16 protein-coding genes and 1 pseudogene are annotated in these 15,695 nt (G+C 60.2%); 10 read left to right on the top strand and 7 right to left on the bottom strand.

Going from position 1 to position 15,695, the window contains the following annotated elements; translation table 11 throughout:
- Window positions 1–37: 37 nt before the first annotated feature.
- The gene (locus P0D80_RS18460; RefSeq protein ID WP_132377170.1) at window positions 38–445 is read right to left on the bottom strand and encodes a DUF427 domain-containing protein; all 408 of its coding nucleotides are present in this window, start codon (window positions 443–445) and stop codon (window positions 38–40) included.
- A gap of 68 nt (window positions 446–513) precedes the next feature.
- Window positions 514–1,161 (bottom strand): glutathione S-transferase family protein, encoded by a 648-nt coding sequence (locus P0D80_RS18455; protein ID WP_408285874.1) that lies wholly within the window; start codon window positions 1,159–1,161, stop codon window positions 514–516.
- Window positions 1,162–1,486: 325 nt separating this feature from the next.
- Here P0D80_RS18455 and P0D80_RS18450 point away from each other — a divergent pair, with 325 nt between their 5' ends.
- From P0D80_RS18450 to P0D80_RS18440, 3 genes are all read left to right on the top strand, one after another.
- A complete protein-coding gene (locus P0D80_RS18450) occupies window positions 1,487–2,386 on the top strand; it encodes a LysR family transcriptional regulator (protein WP_408181414.1) in 900 nt (299 codons plus the stop codon).
- A gap of 259 nt (window positions 2,387–2,645) precedes the next feature.
- On the top strand, window positions 2,646–3,113 hold the full coding sequence (locus P0D80_RS18445; RefSeq protein WP_408285872.1) for a MaoC family dehydratase: 468 nt from the start codon (window positions 2,646–2,648) through the stop codon (window positions 3,111–3,113).
- A 140-nt stretch (window positions 3,114–3,253) separates the two neighbouring features.
- The gene (locus P0D80_RS18440) at window positions 3,254–4,144 is read left to right on the top strand and encodes an NAD(P)-dependent oxidoreductase (RefSeq protein ID WP_408285931.1); all 891 of its coding nucleotides are present in this window, start codon (window positions 3,254–3,256) and stop codon (window positions 4,142–4,144) included.
- A gap of 10 nt (window positions 4,145–4,154) precedes the next feature.
- Here P0D80_RS18440 and P0D80_RS18435 read toward each other — a convergent pair whose 3' ends face one another.
- Entirely contained in the window at window positions 4,155–4,748 is a 594-nt protein-coding gene (locus P0D80_RS18435) for a TetR/AcrR family transcriptional regulator (RefSeq protein ID WP_408181378.1), read from the bottom strand.
- A gap of 102 nt (window positions 4,749–4,850) precedes the next feature.
- On the opposite strand from P0D80_RS18435, the gene P0D80_RS18430 reads away from it, so the two are divergent.
- The 4 genes from P0D80_RS18430 (at window position 4,851) to P0D80_RS18415 (ending at window position 8,894) form a co-directional block, all read left to right on the top strand.
- Entirely contained in the window at window positions 4,851–5,819 is a 969-nt protein-coding gene (locus P0D80_RS18430; RefSeq protein ID WP_408181380.1) for a quinone oxidoreductase family protein, read from the top strand.
- 180 nt (window positions 5,820–5,999) lie between these two features.
- Entirely contained in the window at window positions 6,000–6,731 is a 732-nt protein-coding gene (locus P0D80_RS18425; RefSeq protein WP_408285871.1) for an SDR family NAD(P)-dependent oxidoreductase, read from the top strand.
- A 203-nt stretch (window positions 6,732–6,934) separates the two neighbouring features.
- Window positions 6,935–7,903, top strand: coding sequence for a zinc-dependent alcohol dehydrogenase family protein (locus tag P0D80_RS18420; protein ID WP_408285869.1), 969 nt, complete (start codon window positions 6,935–6,937; stop codon window positions 7,901–7,903).
- Window positions 7,904–8,327: 424 nt separating this feature from the next.
- Window positions 8,328–8,894, top strand: a complete 567-nt coding sequence (locus tag P0D80_RS18415) for a cysteine hydrolase family protein (RefSeq protein WP_408285868.1) — start codon at window positions 8,328–8,330, stop codon at window positions 8,892–8,894.
- Window positions 8,895–9,056: 162 nt separating this feature from the next.
- Here P0D80_RS18415 and P0D80_RS18410 read toward each other — a convergent pair whose 3' ends face one another.
- Both P0D80_RS18410 and P0D80_RS18405 read right to left on the bottom strand, forming a co-directional pair.
- The gene (locus P0D80_RS18410; RefSeq protein WP_408285867.1) at window positions 9,057–10,658 is read right to left on the bottom strand and encodes a 2Fe-2S iron-sulfur cluster-binding protein; all 1,602 of its coding nucleotides are present in this window, start codon (window positions 10,656–10,658) and stop codon (window positions 9,057–9,059) included.
- Window positions 10,659–10,719: 61 nt separating this feature from the next.
- Window positions 10,720–11,265 carry a carboxymuconolactone decarboxylase family protein gene (locus P0D80_RS18405; protein WP_408181390.1) on the bottom strand — a complete coding sequence of 182 codons (546 nt, stop codon included), beginning with the start codon at window positions 11,263–11,265 and terminating at the stop codon, window positions 10,720–10,722.
- 136 nt (window positions 11,266–11,401) lie between these two features.
- Here P0D80_RS18405 and P0D80_RS18400 point away from each other — a divergent pair, with 136 nt between their 5' ends.
- Complete coding sequence (locus tag P0D80_RS18400; RefSeq protein ID WP_408285866.1) at window positions 11,402–12,328, top strand: LysR family transcriptional regulator; 927 nt, start codon at window positions 11,402–11,404, stop codon at window positions 12,326–12,328.
- Between the two features lie 215 nt (window positions 12,329–12,543).
- Here the strand turns inward: P0D80_RS18400 and P0D80_RS18395 are convergent, their stop codons facing one another.
- Entirely contained in the window at window positions 12,544–13,425 is an 882-nt protein-coding gene (locus tag P0D80_RS18395; RefSeq protein ID WP_408181392.1) for an alpha/beta fold hydrolase, read from the bottom strand.
- A gap of 127 nt (window positions 13,426–13,552) precedes the next feature.
- Window positions 13,553–14,275 carry an ABC transporter ATP-binding protein gene (locus P0D80_RS18390; RefSeq protein ID WP_408181394.1) on the bottom strand — a complete coding sequence of 241 codons (723 nt, stop codon included), beginning with the start codon at window positions 14,273–14,275 and terminating at the stop codon, window positions 13,553–13,555.
- A gap of 59 nt (window positions 14,276–14,334) precedes the next feature.
- Here P0D80_RS18390 and P0D80_RS18385 point away from each other — a divergent pair.
- Together P0D80_RS18385 and P0D80_RS18380 are read left to right on the top strand one after the other, a co-directional pair.
- A pseudogene (locus P0D80_RS18385) lies at window positions 14,335–14,777 on the top strand (acyl-CoA dehydrogenase family protein); the annotation flags it as partial.
- 136 nt (window positions 14,778–14,913) lie between these two features.
- Window positions 14,914–15,606, top strand: a complete 693-nt coding sequence (locus P0D80_RS18380; RefSeq protein WP_408285934.1) for a hypothetical protein — start codon at window positions 14,914–14,916, stop codon at window positions 15,604–15,606.
- The last annotated feature ends 89 nt before the right edge of the window (window positions 15,607–15,695 follow it).

Raw genomic sequence — 15,695 nt, 5'->3', positions numbered from 1 at the left:
CAACCGGGTGCGTGCGACGTGGAGCGACTACGGGCGCTCAACTCGACGCAGCCGGCCGCTCGTCGATCGAGTCCACGCGGTCCGGATAGAACGCGAGGTGATCGCGAATTCGTGCGACGGTTTCGTAAGGATGCTCGTAGCTCCAAACGGCGTTGACCGCGCGCACGCCGCCAGCCGGAATCGAAAAGTACGCGCAATCACCCTTATATGGGCAGTAGGTTGCGTGGTCGGTGCGCTCGAGCAACGTCATGTCGATATCCTTTCGTGGGACATAGACAACTGCCGGGTAATTGGCCTCGCGCAGCGTCAACGCGTCCTGCGTATCGGCAATGACCTTGCCGGCCACCGTGACTACCACCCGCGATGGGTTGCGTTCGATGGTGATCGGATGGTCCTTGCCCGGAATCTTCACTGGCCGGGGGGCGGGAGTGGTGTTAGTGATCATGGGTTTCTCCTTGAGTTGGCGCCTCAGGGGCGTTCGTTCCGGCAACGAGTCGGCGCCGGCGCAATGCGTTATGCAGTGGCGCTCGGCCGGGCAGATACCTCGTCGTACCATCGCTTAAACGCGGTGTGTTGGACTGGAATCGGCATCCTCAGCGCGTTGGCCGCGAAGTCGGTCGTCACGAGCGTCGTGATGTCCGCAGCGGAGAAATCATCGCCGGCGACGAACCGGACTGTCTCGAGCCGTACGTTGAAGTCGGCGAAGAAGTGGGCTACGCGCTGTTTGCTTCGCGCGATCAGTTCTGGAATCTGGTCATAGTCATGCGGACCTGACAGTGCACGACCTTTCAGTCCCGCGACCGCGTTACGTACTCCTTCCATGACTGGCGCGAAGCCGTCCAGTTCTGCGCGGCGTTCCCACATCGTGACGAGGGCTTTCAACTTTGCCGTGGTGCCCAGCAATGGGGTCTGCGGATACGCTTCTTCCAGATAACGCCAGATGGCGGGCACTTCGGCGATGACGGGGCCGTCGGGGAGGGCCAACGCTGGCACCTGGCTGCGCGGGTTGATTGCTCGGTAAGCATCGGAAAACTGCTCTTTGGCGCCCAGGTCGACAGGCTTCGTCGGGATGTCGATTCGCTTCTCGGCGATGAAGATGCGTACGCGGCGTGAGTTCGGAGAACTCTTTGATTCGTACAGTATGGGTGTTTCGGTTGTCATTTGAATCGTCCTCTATGATGCTTCGATAAATATGGATACCTGATTAATTAGGCGTCTCGACGACACCGGAAACAGGCGTGAATCAGGTTGATCTAGAGTCTCGATCCGCCGTCGACACACAGCGTCTCACCGTTAATCCAGCGCGTTGCATCCGGGGCGAGAAAGGTATGGCTTGAGGTGCACGAACTGACTGAGCGGCGACCCCGGCCCGAGCGCTGGGAGCACACTCCATGAAACGTCCGTGGGAAAGAATCTAGAGACTTGTGGCAACATTGAAAAAGACTTTATAGGCTGGTCGGCATACTTCACAGGCATGGGATCCGCAATGGAACTGCGACATCTTCGGTATTTCATCGCTGTCGCTGAGACGGGCAGCCTGACGGAGGCAGCCGAACGGCGCCTGCACACTTCGCAGCCGTCACTGAGTCGGCAGATTCGGGATTTGGAGGATCAGGTTGGGGTCGAGTTGCTGAGCCGCAGCGCACGCGGCGTGGAACTGACGCCAGCGGGCAAGGCATTCATCGATCACGCCCGACTGGCGCTGACCCAGGTGGAAGCCGCAGTCGAAGCTGCCCGAAGGGCAGCGCAACCTGCCAAGCAGCGCTTCTCTCTCGGCTTCCTCACTGGGCAGGAAATGACCTGGCTGCCTGAGGCCATGCGCATTCTGCGCGGCGAGTTGCCGAACATCGACGTCATCGTGTCCAGCGACTATTCGCCGGATCTTGCCGAAGGACTCGCGCGCGGCAAGCTGGATTTGGCGTTCCTGCGTGCCGAACCGGACTTCAATCTCGCCTACCAGGTTGTGGGTCGGGAACCGCTCGTGGTGCTCATGCCTGGTGACCACGCGCTGACGTCCCGCGTTGCAATCCTTCCACAAGAACTCGTTGGTGAGCCTTTCATCGCCATGGGTGACAAGGCCAAGGTGCTACGCGCGGTGATCGACGATTACCTGGATCGATCTGGAGTCCATATCACGTCGGCGCAGAGTGTGGACAACCCCGCGGTGGTGATGTCACTTGTTGCGTCGACGCGAGGCGTGACGCTGATCCCGGCCTATGTCGAAAACCTGATGCCTGGGTCGGTCGTTAGCCGTCCGCTCGAAGGCGGGGCGCCGACGATCGACTTGGTTATCGGTTACAGAAAGGCAAATACCTCTCCGATTCTGAAGCTGTTCCTCTCGAGAGTGGATGAGCTAATCGCCGGCGTCGCGAAGAGATCTTCGTGATTCTGCTTAAGCTGACGGCAGCCCTCCGGGGTCGGACTCCTGCCTTCATATCCGTAAGCTCCTTCCGCTCCGATTTCTCCCTTGACAAAGTAACAGACCTGTTCCTAGTATTAAAGTTACGTACAGGTTGGTGACTTTATTGGAAATAATTCGATGTGCCGTGATGGCTACGAGTCGGGCACTGTCACCTTGTGCACTGGCCGCGGGGGAAGACTTCGCGCTTCCGCTTGAAACCATCACCCGAACCTGGAGTTGATTCATGAATCAGTTGACCGAGCGCTATTTAGAGGATTTTGCGGTGGGGCAGGCGTTCGGGTCAGGACGGCTGCGTATCGACCGGGAACGGGCCATCGCGTTCGCTGCCGAGTTCGATCCGCAGCCTTTTCACCTCGATGAGGAGGCGGCCCGCCGCTCGATTTTCGGTGGACTGGCCGCTAGCGGCTGGCACACCGCTGCCGTGACGATGCGCTTGCTGATAGAGACCGAACTCAAGCCGGCCGGCGGCTTCATCGGCGCTGGACTCGATGAGTGCCGCTGGCCCCGGCCAGTGCGCCCCGGTGACGAGTTGCGCGTCGAGTGCGAGGTGATCGAGGTGCGACCGTCGAAGTCGCGTCCGGAGCAGGGTCTGATCAAGCTCCGAACGACCACCCTGAACCAGGACGACGAGGCCGTGCTGATGTATGTCGTGAATATGGTCGTGCCGCGCCGGAAACAACCTTCGTGTTGATGCCGCAAAGCGGGATCACCGGAGAAGAATGCTCATAATGGAAATTTCGGATCCCGAACCGAATGCGCCGAATCCGAACGGGCCCTGGCGTTCGCGGCAACGTATCCGACGGTGTCGCCACAAGCGCCAACCGTCTTGGGATGGAGGTGAATATGGACATCGGTTTCATCGGCTTAGGCGTCATGGGACAGCCCATGGCGCTCAATCTGGCCCGCGCGGGCACACAACTCGTTGTCTGGAATCGCTCCGCTGACAGGAGCGAGTCTTTGCGAGCGGCGGGCGCAACGGTCGCGACGAATCCGGCCGAGATATTTAAACAGACCCGCACGGTATTCCTGATGCTGGTCGATGGCGACGCAGTCGACACCGTGCTCGGCCGCGGCACATCGCAGTTCAGTGCGAACGTTGCGCATCACACGATCGTCCACATGGGGACGACTTCGCCCGACTACTCGCGCGGACTCGAAAGCGACATTCGCAACGCCGGTGGCAGCTACGTGGAAGCGCCCGTCTCGGGCTCGCGCAAGCCCGCCGAGGCGGGCCAGCTTGTAGCGATGCTGGCGGGCGAAGACGCGGCCGTCGAAGTCGTCCGCCCTCTGCTCGAGCCTATGTGCCATCAGACGATTGTGTGCGGCCCGGTTCCGAATGGGCTTCTCATGAAGCTTGCGGTGAACCTGTTTCTGATGACCACGGTCGCCGGCCTTGCGGAAGCGGCTCATTTTGCCGATCGGCATGGTCTGGACATGCAGCAGTTTCGCGCCATCTTGGACGCCGGTCAGATGGCGAGCGACATCTCACGCGTGAAGATTCTCAAACTGGTGATGCGTGACTTCGATGTTCAGGGATCGATCACCAATGTGCTGACGGTCAATCGATTGATTGCGGAGGCGGCCAGGGACGCCGGGGTCGCGTCGCCGCTATTGGATGTCTGCCATGCACTATTCGGCGAGACGCTGGCGTTGGGGCACGGACAGTCCGACATCGCGGCCGTTGTCCACGCACTCGAGGCAAGAACCGATTCCAGCAAATGATCGCGTTCGACTAGGCCAATAACTTCGTGGCGGCATCAATGAGGTCGCCACGCAGATCACCCGACTCCGCTATTAAGCCGGTGACATATGCGCCGTTAATGAGGAGCGCTATCTGAGACGCGGTACGGTTGGGATCATCAACGCCCAGCCTGATCGCGATCGTTGCGAGCCGCGCCCGCATTTCGTCCTTATTGTCTCGGGCGATAACCCGGCCAGGATGGCTGTCGTCGGGAAACTCCGCCACCAGGTTAAGAAAGGGGCAGCCACGAAAGGCGGGGTGCGCAATCCGTTTCGCGATTCCTGATAGCAGCGCGTCCAGCAAAGCGCGGGGGTCCTCAGCGTGCTTCTTTTCAACGTCATCCCACCACGCCCAGAACAACCGATCTTTCTCCGCTGCGAAAGCAGAGATCAAAGCGTCCTTGGAGTCGAACACGCGATAGAGGCTCGTCTTCGACACCCCGGATTGCTCGACGACCGTGTCGACGCCGATGGCACGGATGCCCTCGCGGTAGAACAGATCGCTTGCCGTCGCGAGGATACGCTCACGTGCGCTTACTTCGCCCTTTGGCGGGGCTCCCCTGCGGGGTCGGGCTCCTGCCTTCATATCCGCCAACTCCTTTCATTCGGATTTTCTGGTTGACAAAGTAACAGATCGGTACCTACTATGAAAGTTACGTACAGGTGTGTTACTTTATAGGATACGCCAATGCGGGTGATCGAAGCGGAAACCTTTTCGGGCTATGACGGGTTGCGGCAGATCGAATCACCCAAGCCGCAACCGGCAAAGGGCAGGGTGCTGGTTCGCGTGAGGGCCGCTGGCGTCACGCCGCTCGAATACACGCTCCTGTCGGGCGGACACCCACGCGCCAAGGCGCCGCTGGTGCTCGGCAACGAGGGCGTCGGCGTTATCGAGGACGCAGGCGACTCGGGGTTCGAGGTAGGAAGCCGCGTGATGTTCACGGGACCCTATGGCGTTGCTGAGAATGGCGCATGGCAGGAATGGCTGCTGGTGAGGCCGGAACATCTGGCGTTGGCTGACGCGATCGGGGACGTCGTCGCAGCCAGCATTCCGGTGGCCTATCTGACGGCACAGATCAGCCTCACCGACGCCGGGTTCAAGCCGGGCATGACCGTTCTGGCTCCTGGAATCGGCGGGTCGGTCGGCAACGCGACCTATCAGCTCGCGCGGGCACAGGGCGCCGGCAAGGTGATCTCTACGGCTGGCAGCGCGGCGAAAGCCGCGAGGGCACGCGAACTTGGCTTCGAGCACGTGATTGACCTCACCGCGGAAGGTCTCGCCGACGGTGTTCGTCGGATAACGGCCGGCAAGGGCGTCGATATCGTCATCGAGAGCATCGGTGGCACTGTGACGAGTGAGGCGCTGAGCAGCCTGAGTCGCGACGGTGTCTTGATCACGTTGGGCTACTCCGCTGGCCGCAGAACGACCATCGACGTCACGGACCTCATCTGGAAGGGCGCGCGGATGGCCGGCTTCTCCCTGTTCGCCCAGTCACCGGCGACGATCGCCACCGCGTGGCAGCACATCATCCCATTGATCGTAAGCGGATCAGTCAAACCGATCGTCGAGCGGGTCTACCCCCTCGCTGATGCGGGCGAAGCCCTGCGTCACCTGATAGAGGATCGGCCATTTGGAAAAGTCATTTTAACGATGTGACCGGCATCGCTAGCGGATATTCACAGCTCCCACGCGCACCTATTCCATTCGTGCAACGGGACGGCGTTCCGGTTCGAGGTCTAGCCGCCGGACAGCCAAGGAGATGATCGACTGGCTGGCAGCTGACCGCCAGCCCAGAGGCGTTGTCAACCGGAATCAGCAATCAACGGAGTAGTCGTTATGGATAAGTTGCAGGGAAAGGTGGCCGTCATCACTGGCGGTTCGTCGGGGATAGGCCTCGCCGCCGCGAAGCTCTTCGTCGCCGAGGGCGCCTACGTGTTCATTACCGGCCGTCGCCAGAAGGAGCTCGACGAAGCCGTGAGGGCCATCGGAGGCAATGTGACTGGCATCCATGGAGACGTCACCAATCTGGATGATCTTGACCGTCTCTACGAGAGCGTCGACGCGACAGGGCGAAGAATCGACATCGTCTTTGCCAACGCTGGCATCGCTGAGTTCGGCGCGTTGGGCAATATCACCGAAGCGCATTTCGACAAGCTGTTCAATACCAATGTGAAGGGAGTGCTCTTCACCGTCCAAAAGGCTCTGCCTCTCCTGAATGACGGCGGATCGATCATTCTCACGGGCTCCGTCGCGAGCGCCAAAGGGACGCCTGCCTTCTGGGTCTACGGCGCGACCAAGGCCGCCATCCGCAATTTCGTACGCGGCTGGACTGTGGAGTTGAAGGATCGTCGCATCCGTTCCAACGTCCTTAGCCCGGGGCCAATTGATACCCCGGTCATTGATCAGCAGCCTCCGGACGCCATTGCGAGAATTTTATCCACTATCCCGATGGGACGCATGGGGGAAGCCGACGAAGTTGCTAAAGCTGCTCTATTTCTCGCTTCGGATGACTCGAGTTTCGTCACGGGCATCGAACTCTTCGTGGACGGGGGCAGGGCTCAGATTTGACATCGATCGATTCGCTTCGCCGCCGCCGCCTTGTTCGCACGTCGAAAACCGAAGAATCGACGTGTTGCGCGAAGCTCCGAATATCGTGACTACAGCGCGCGCCTTCCCCAAATGGATTGGCTGACATTCCGCAACCCGATGTCCTATGAGGCATGCCCGGACGCCGCGTCCACTTAGGCGTCCATCGAAGATGGAGTTTCATCATGAAAGTTATTGTGCTCACCGCATATGGCGACCCTGCAACGGGACTTGAATTCCGTGAGTTGCCCGAACCCGCCAGTCCGGGCGCGGGCCAGGTGATGGTCGCGGTCGACTACGCTCCTATCAACTTCAGCGACATTCTCGTCGCGCGGGGCTTGTATCCGCTACATCCGGAATTGCCATCCGTGATCGGCAACGAAGGTGCGGGGCGTGTGCTGGAAGTTGGCGCCGGAGTCAGCAACGTCAGGGTCGGCGATCGCGTAACTCTGCCGATGGGCAGCTTCACCTGGCGCGAGCGGATGGTCGTCAACGTGGACGGCATAGTCGCGCTTCCCGCCGACGCCGACCCTAGTCAGTTGGCGATGCTTACTATCAATCCGCCCACCGCGCACCTGCTGCTCGAAACATATGTGCACCTTGAGTCGGATGACTGGATTGCAATCAACGCCGCCAATTCGGCCATAGCGCGCTGGATAGTCGGCTTCGCCAAGCAAAAAGGTGTCAGGACTCTCGGACTCGTGCGCCGCGCTGAGGCTGTGAGTGCCGCGCAAGAAGCGGGATGCGACCTGGTCTTGCTGGACGATGATGACGCGCCGACGAAGATGACAGCGGCGCTGAACGGAAAGCGCGTGCGGCTTGCATTGGATGCTGTCAGCGGGGAAGCTGCTGGCCGTCTGGCGAAGCTGCTGGGCCCTCGCGGCACACTGGTGTCGTATGCTGCACCAAGCTTTGCTGCCATAGCGGTTAGCCCTTTCGACGTCATCTTCAATGACCTGACCATTCGTGGCTTTTCTTTGGGCAATCCGGACTTCGCCGGACAGATTCCCGGCGCCATCATGCAGGCGTCAAAGATGGTAGCGGCAGGCGAAGTTGCAATTCCAGTGGCCGCGACATATCGGCTGGAGGAAATCGGCGCCGCAATCTCCCATCAGATGCGAGGCGGAAAAGTTCTTCTGAAAGTCAGCGGCTAGGTGCAGCACATCAGGCAATGGCCAAACTGCGAGTGCGTGATATTTTGCCTTGGTCAACGCGTTGCATCGCGGGCAACGCTGAGGCAGCAGAAGCCGCAATTTTTAGCCACGGTCGCTGGGACGGTAGTCGGTCGCTGTCCGGCCACGAACGGTTCTTAGCGTCTGATGTCGTCTTCAATGCGCGGCGATAAGAACACATCACGTCAAACACGTTCTGGCGCAACGGCGAGTCAGGAAATTCTTCCCTTAGTACGAACAGTGCATTCTGCAATTCGATCATTCCGCCGGCTACATGTTTCGAGCAATATAAGTCTCAGTGCGCGGCAGTCATGCTGCACCTGAAAAAGGTGTGCACGCGCATCTGGCACATTCATGAAGCGCCTATGGCGCCCGAAACTTACTCACCGTTCGAGGTGGAGGCAATATGACGAAACAGGCACTTATCGTGGTCGATATACAGAACGACTATTTCGCTGGAGGTAAATGGATACTCGACGGGGTCGACGACGCGGCAGACAACGCACGTGACGTTATCGATGCTGCAAGAACCAACGGCGACCTCGTCGTCCATATACGCCATGAAACCCTGGCGAAAGATGCGCCGTTTTTTGTGCCCAGCACCGAGGGTGCCCAACTCCATCCGAAGGCTGCGAATCTGCCTGACGAGCGTGTGATCGTCAAACATCACATGAACCCCTACCGCGAGACCGACCTTCAGAAGATTCTCGAGAATCACGGAATCGAAGCGGTTGTCGTAGTCGGAAATATGAGCCACATGTGCATCGACGCGGTCACTCGCGCTTCGGTCGACTTCGGCTACAGGACGACAGTCGTTCACGATGCGTGCGCCACTCACGATCTTGAATTCAACGGTGTAAAGGTGCCCGCTACGCAAGTACATGCCGCGTTCATGGCAGCACTGAGTTTCGGCTACGCGGAAATTGTCTCTGCCGCAGCCTTTTTAGACTCCAAGGGGCAAAGAGCCGCTTAAAGAAACGAAAGCCCGGCACGCATGCCGGGCTTTCGTCAATCGGACTTCCGCGTCCGCATTGTCTGGCGGCTCATGCGCAAGCGGCCGCTCAAGAGCCACGCAGGGTGGTCTTGAGCGGCCGACAGATCAGGACTATTGCGAGTACTTCGGCATCGCATCCATCTATAGATCCAGCGTCAGATTCGCGCCGGTCGCACGCGAAACGCAGATACACATCAGTTTTTCATCATTACGCTGTTCGCTCGACAGCACGTCGTCGCGATGATCCGGGCTACCGCTAGTCACCTTAACCGCGCACGTGCCGCACTGGCCCGTGCGGCACGACGCAGGTGCGTCGATGCCGGCGGCGTGAACGGCATCCAGAACAGTTTGATCCGCCGCTACTTCAATGATTTTCCCGCTCCTCGCGAGCGTCACTGTGAGTGGGTGATTCTCTGTCGCGCTAACAGTACTCGTAAAGCGCTCGAAACGGATGCGCTTTTCATCAACGCCGGCAATGCGGCCGCCGTTGCGGACAGCATCGATCAGGCGCGCCGGTCCGCAGACACAAAAGAGCGTGTCGCGCGGCGCCGCGCCAATCAATGCCGCGGGATCGATACGCGTACCTTCATCAGCCGGATAGACGACGAGGCGCCCTCCGAATTGTGCTTCGAGTTCTTCGAGGAATGGAGCTTCGCTGCGCGACCTGACCGCGTAGTGCAACTCGAAAGGCTGGCCTCGCGCAGACAACGCATGCATCATCGACTTGATCGGCGTAATGCCGATACCGCCTGCGATCAATATCGTGCGAGGCGCATGATCGTCGAGACGGAAGTGGTTTTCCGGCAATCCGCAATGAAGCGTCAGACCCAGCCGGAACGCGTCATGCACGCTTGTCGAGCCGCCGCTGCCGGCGTCCTCGCGCAGCACCGCGATTTCATAGACGTTGCGCTGTCCCGGATCCGAAGCTATCGAATAACGGCGCGTGCCTGCAGTGCCATCGGCAAGCCTCACCGGCACCTCCAGGTGCGCACCCGCGCTGATTTCGGGCAAGGCCGCGCCGGCGATATCGCGCAGTTCGTACGCGCGCACGCGTGCCGTCAATTGACGCACGCCAGTGATCTTGAGCGTGAGCGGGCCATCGCCGAACTGGTCGGGTTGACGCTGCGCCGACGCCTCGGCCGACACTTGCGCCAGTTGTTCTTTCATGTGGCGCAACCGCGCGTGAACTGGCGCGACCATGCGGGTTATTTCCGCTTCAGTAAAGCGCGGCGTGATGTGTTGCGGACAGTTCCAGTCGAATCCTTCGATGCTAATCACAATGACCCGTTCGACGCGGCCGTCGTAGCCCGGCGTGCGCACGCGCTCGACAAGTGCGGGATCATCCGCGATCTCGACGGTATGCGCGCGGCCCAGAAGCTTCAGGCGCCGCTGGTTCGCGTAGTCCATCACGATCATCGCGATACGGTCGTCTTTCTTCAGATTGCCGACGCTGATGTACTGGACGTTGCCGACGAAGTCGGTAAAGCCCAGCGTCCTGTCGTCGATGACTTTCAGAAAACCGGCCGGGCCGCCGCGATGCTGCACATAGGGCCAGCCGGTTTCGCTGACGGTGGCCTGATAGAAGTGGTCGGCGGCCTTGATGAAGTCGATCTCGCGGCGGCCCAGGCGATCACCGCGGTCCGACGTCCGGTCCAGATGCGCATACTGTTCCCGGCTCCCCATCAGGGTCTGGATTTCGCGCACCTGGGCGGTGAATGCGATATCGGAAAAAGCACGTCCCATGGTCAGCTCCTCGTCGTCGAGTCAGGCAATCACGTCATCAAGTTGTCGGCACGCCGGCGCCTCAGGCGGCCAGCTTCAGGCTGACCTTCGGGAAATCGATATCGACCTGGCTCGCCTTGCCCAGCACGTTGGTCAGGAAGTTCATGCCGACATGAGTGATGATTTCGACGATATCGGAGTCGCTGTAGCCGGCACTGCGCACCTCGGCGAGTTCGAGTGTGCTGATTTCGCCTTTGTTTTCCATCAGGCTGCGCGCGAATTTCACAGCAACCGCGGCTTGTTCATCTTCACTGGTGCCATTGCGGGCCGCCGCGACTTCTTCCGCGGACAGGCCGGTTTTACGGCCGATGGCGGTATGCGCGGAGACGCAGTATTCGCAGCCGTTCTGTTGCGCGAGGGTCAGCGCGATCCGTTCGCGCGTCAATGCGTCCAGGGTGCCGGCGTTCGCGATGCCGTGCAGGCCCAGAAAAGCGCGCAGCGCGACCGGAGAGTTGGCGAAGATCTTGAGGAAGTTGGGAACCATGCCCAGTTGGGCGTGGATGGCGTCCAGCAGGGCTTGCTGTTCTTCGTTGGCGTTGGTGTTGTCAACGGTGGTAATGCGGCTCATGGTGATTCCCGGATTGAATTGAAGGGGGACCGCTGCGGCAACCGCCGTTTTGAGCGGACGATCTCAGTCTGGTTGATTCCCGCCATAATAGGAATCGTTGCTACCGGGAATGGATTGTTACCAGACGGGGAATAACGTGGATCGACTCGAAGCAATGACCATCTTCGTCGCGGTGGTCGAGGAGGGCGGGTTCGCCGCCGCGGCGCGCAAGATGAAGATTTCGCCGCCGGTGGTCACGCGCGCGGTGAATAACCTGGAGGCCATGATGGGCGTGCGGTTGCTTGCAAGGACCACGCGCATCGTCCGGTTGACCGAGGTCGGGGCGCGTTACGCGAACGATTGCCGGCGCGTGCTCGCCGACCTGGCGGAGTCAGAGGAGGCTGCGGCGGGCACGCATCGCTCGGTGCGCGGGCGGCTGGTCATCACTGCGCCGTCGCTGTTCGGGCGGATGTTCGTCACGCCGATCGTGACCGCTTATCTGCGCCGCTATCCCGACACGGAAGTCGAGTGCCGTTTTCTGGACCGGGTGGTCAACATGATGGACGAGGGGGTCGACGTCGCGATCCGAATCGGCCCGCTGCAGGACTCGAGCTATCAGGCGCTACCCGTGGGGCAGGTACGGCGGGTGGTCTGCGCGTCGCCTTTGTATCTGCGGCAGCACGGCACGCCGCTCACGCCGGCGGATCTGACGCAGCACGTGTTGATCTCGACGGCAGGCCTGACGCCGTCGCCGGACTGGCGGTTTGCCCATGCCGAGGAGCCGGCCGTCGTTCATGTGCGTCCGCGGCTGACGGTGTCGTCCAATGACGACGCGATCGTCGCGGCGCTCGATGGATTCGGCATCACGCGGCTGTTGTCATACATGGTGGCGAAACATCTGGCGGCGGGGACGCTGACGGAAGTGTTGCGCGAGCATGAAACCACCGTTGTGCCCATTCATGTCATGCAGCACGAAGGACGTCACGCACCAGGGAAGGTTCGGGCGTTTCTGGACATGGCTACGGAAGCACTGCGCGGCGACCCGGCTTTGACTTTGAAGAAGCGCGGCAGGACAGGGCGCTAGCTGGCGGGTTGCCACGGTAGCCGCGGGCGCTTGGCGCTCAGAGGTTTCATGACAGCACGAGCTGTGGCTCAGTGATGCGGTGAATCGGCGTGGGATCTGCGCAATCGGACGGTGGCCGCACGCGAAACCGCATCACACCTTGAGCGGGCAGAAGGCACGGCAAATCCATTGCCAGTCGAGGGGCTGCGGCGCCGCACTACGTCACGCTCGCTAACTCACGAACGCCGCCGCAGGAAGTCGACGACAAGTCTTGTAGTCGCGGCCGGCTGTTCTTCCGTGATCCAGTGGCCGCAATCCGGGATGATCACATCTTCCACGTTATCAGCCGCACACCGTATCACCGTGCCGATCATAGGACCGAATGTAGCTTCGCCACCCAAGGCCAGGACCGGCATCTGAAGCTTGCCCTGAGCGAGGAACGTCCTGTTGTCGATCGCATCCTGGCTGAACGCCAGGAACTGGGCAAAGCCCGCTCGCATTGCGCCGGGTTGCGCATAGAGCGCCGCATAATGCTGGCGCTTCGCTTCATCAAACCGCCTCGGGTCCCGGGAAAGTTCGTTCCAGAAACGGTCGAGATAGATGCGCTCGCGGCCGGCGACCAGGCGCTCCATGTCTTGACCACCGAAGCCGAAGTGCCACATCGCCGGATCCTGTCTGATCTGATCCCATGGTCCGACGCCGGGCAGCGGCGCATCGATCGCCACCCATCGGCTCACACGCTCGGGGTGGGTGGCGGCAACTGCGAAGCCGACCATGATGCCGATGTCGTGCGTCACCAGTTCGGCCGTACGCACACCCAGGGCGTCCAGGACGCCCACCACGTCCGCCGCCTGATTCTTCTTGTCATAGCCGCCGTCAGGCTTCGACGAGAGGCCCAGCCCACGCAGGTCGGGCACGACAATCATGTGGTCTTCGATGAGTGCGCTCGCCAGATGACCCCACATGTCGCCCGTTGTGCCGAAGCCGTGCAGCATGACCACTGCCGGGCCATGACCGCCGACCCGCACATGGATGGATGCACCGTTGGTTTCGATCGTCCGCGTCTGCATCTCAGCCGGGAAGGGATAAACCCCGTCTACGTGGGCATGCTCGCTCATCTGTGTACTCCAGGATTGCTTCTAGTTGACGGGATTGGCGGCTCGTTGTGCGGTGGCGAATCGCCCGGTTAGTCATGCTAACAACGTAGAAGTGCGCTTTGAAGCGGTTCGAGTTGGGTTCATGCGGTCATCCTATCCGGGCGGCTTGACGTCGACAAGTGAACAGGTTGCTCATTCTTTTTCCACCTGCGCAACAATGTTGATACATCTCTGGCCGGCCCTCTTGTTGACGGCAGCGAGAAAAATACAGGTCGTGCAACTGCGTCAAGTTCACTTCGGCGGCGGGCTTCGACAATGTCACTTTGCCGCCTTGCACCAGATACACATGATCGGCGACATCGAGCGCCATATGCGTGTTCTGCTCGACCAGCAAGATCGTGCGGCCTTCTGACTTCAGCCGTTTCAGAATATCGAACACCTCTCGCACCATAACGGGCGAAAGTCCGAGCGAGGGCTCGTCGATCAGCAGCACCTTGGGGTCCGAAATGAGTCCGCACCCCATCGCCAGCATCTGCGCCTGACCGCCCGAGAGGGTGCCTGCCTGATGACGGCTGCGTTCGCGCAGCAGCGGAATCAGCTCATAAACGCGTTCGAGGTTGGTTCGAACCGCATAGCGGCATGGCTTCGCGAATGCCTCCATCATGAGATTCTCTTCGATGGTCATGTCGCGGAAAATCATGCGGCCTTCCGGAATCAGTGCCACGCCCTTTGCGGCCATGTTCCAGGTTGGTTCGCTCGACGTGTCCCTACCAACCAGCGAGGTATGGCCACGCAACACCGGAATCAGACCCATGATCGTGCGCAGCAGCGTGGTTTTTCCCGCGCCGTTAGGCCCGACGATCGTTTTCATCCCGTCGACTACGAAGGCCAAGGCCTGCCCAAGCTGATCGCCACACCGTGCGTCGCACCGAAGTGCAAAAACAAACCTATGTGCCGAAGCTGATTTCCGGCGAGTGGACCGGCACGATGAACCTGACCGAGCCGCAGGCCGGTTTCGATCTCGCGCTGGTGCGCACGCGTGCCGAGCCGCAAAGCGACGGTTCGTTCAAGCTGTTCGGCACGAAGATTTTCATCATGTGGGGCGAGCACGCCATAGCGGAGAACATCGCGCATCTCGTGCTGGCGCGCACGCCGAATGCGCCGGAAGGTGTGAAGGGCATTTCGCTCTCCATCGTGCCGAGGTTTCTCGTGAATGAAGACGGTTCGCTCGGCGAGCGCAACGACGTGCACCGCGTGTCGATCGAACACAAGCTCGGCATCAAGGCGAGCCCGACCGCGGTGCTGCAATTCGGCGACCATACATGTTCATCATGATAAATGCGGCGCGTTTTGCTGTCGGCAGGCAAGACGTCTGTTCTTTAATTTTACATAATATAAATTATCAACCTCAGTGGTACCTAAAGAGGTGTTGCATAGTTTGCCTTCATAGCCTAGATCGAACGCAACGGTCATGTATCATTTGGCACCTTTTTACCGTTGCATCGATCAATGGCTTTCCTTCAGTTATCGAATTCGTTGGTTCCAAGGCAACTGAGAAGCGTCACGCTTGTCGGTCAACCTCCGATTCCGCGATATTGGGCCAACGTCTGGCTGATCATGTCGATGGGCCACCTGGCCGAATCTACCCAAACCGGCAAGCTACGGTATATCGAAGATCTGTACCAGCATGCGGACCGGATTCTGGGACCAAACGGTCTCGACGATGCTCTTGCTGGCGTCGATGACGGCGCACTGGCCGACGTTCTTGAATCGTGGTTTGTTTCGATCCGAAACCGGGCGCGAGCCACCCGAGCCGAGGAGTTGCGCTGGCACGTCGGCCTCGGGTTTGTGACCGATGTGCTGACCTGGCTTTCCAAGAGCCGGATTCCGGACGACCGCCTGCGAGGCATAGAGGCGCGGCTGCACAGGCTTTCGACCTTGTACAACCAATTGCACGTGCGGAAAAGCGGTCAGGTTGAAACTATCCGCTCGTTGCCAGCCTCCGTCGTGGAGGCGCTTTACGATCTTCTGGACCCGGAGTCCGGTCGGAATCCGTTCAAGCATGCGAGGACCCGCTGGCGTGTTTACATTGCCTTCGTGCTGATGCTGCATCAAGGCCTGCGGCGCGGCGAGTTACTGCTGCTTACAGCAGACTGTGTGAAATCCGGCTTCGACAGGAAACGACAAACGCTGCGTTATTGAAATGGCAAGGTGCTTCCCGCGCAGCCCTCTCCATCTGACTCTGGCGCAGTTTCACGCCTCGACCACAAGCTGGAACGACGCGCACTCGC

The sequence above is a fragment of the Paraburkholderia sp. RL17-373-BIF-A genome (assembly GCF_046030175.1).
Lineage (GTDB): Bacteria > Pseudomonadota > Gammaproteobacteria > Burkholderiales > Burkholderiaceae > Paraburkholderia.
This window is presented reverse-complemented; position numbering and strand designations above follow the sequence as displayed.

Coding starts and splice junctions, on each gene's coding strand:
- P0D80_RS18380 (WP_408285934.1), top strand. CDS start 14,914: ATGGCTTTCCTTCAGTTATCGAATTCGTTGGTTCCAAGGCAACTGAGA.
- P0D80_RS18440 (WP_408285931.1), top strand. CDS start 3,254: ATGGAGGTGAATATGGACATCGGTTTCATCGGCTTAGGCGTCATGGGA.
- P0D80_RS18415 (WP_408285868.1), top strand. CDS start 8,328: ATGACGAAACAGGCACTTATCGTGGTCGATATACAGAACGACTATTTC.
- P0D80_RS18410 (WP_408285867.1), bottom strand. CDS start 10,658: ATGGGACGTGCTTTTTCCGATATCGCATTCACCGCCCAGGTGCGCGAA.
- P0D80_RS18460 (WP_132377170.1), bottom strand. CDS start 445: ATGATCACTAACACCACTCCCGCCCCCCGGCCAGTGAAGATTCCGGGC.
- P0D80_RS18395 (WP_408181392.1), bottom strand. CDS start 13,425: ATGAGCGAGCATGCCCACGTAGACGGGGTTTATCCCTTCCCGGCTGAG.
- P0D80_RS18425 (WP_408285871.1), top strand. CDS start 6,000: ATGGATAAGTTGCAGGGAAAGGTGGCCGTCATCACTGGCGGTTCGTCG.
- P0D80_RS18420 (WP_408285869.1), top strand. CDS start 6,935: ATGAAAGTTATTGTGCTCACCGCATATGGCGACCCTGCAACGGGACTT.
- P0D80_RS18435 (WP_408181378.1), bottom strand. CDS start 4,748: ATGAAGGCAGGAGCCCGACCCCGCAGGGGAGCCCCGCCAAAGGGCGAA.
- P0D80_RS18390 (WP_408181394.1), bottom strand. CDS start 14,275: ATGAAAACGATCGTCGGGCCTAACGGCGCGGGAAAAACCACGCTGCTG.
- P0D80_RS18455 (WP_408285874.1), bottom strand. CDS start 1,161: ATGACAACCGAAACACCCATACTGTACGAATCAAAGAGTTCTCCGAAC.
- P0D80_RS18430 (WP_408181380.1), top strand. CDS start 4,851: ATGCGGGTGATCGAAGCGGAAACCTTTTCGGGCTATGACGGGTTGCGG.
- P0D80_RS18405 (WP_408181390.1), bottom strand. CDS start 11,265: ATGAGCCGCATTACCACCGTTGACAACACCAACGCCAACGAAGAACAG.
- P0D80_RS18445 (WP_408285872.1), top strand. CDS start 2,646: ATGAATCAGTTGACCGAGCGCTATTTAGAGGATTTTGCGGTGGGGCAG.
- P0D80_RS18450 (WP_408181414.1), top strand. CDS start 1,487: ATGGAACTGCGACATCTTCGGTATTTCATCGCTGTCGCTGAGACGGGC.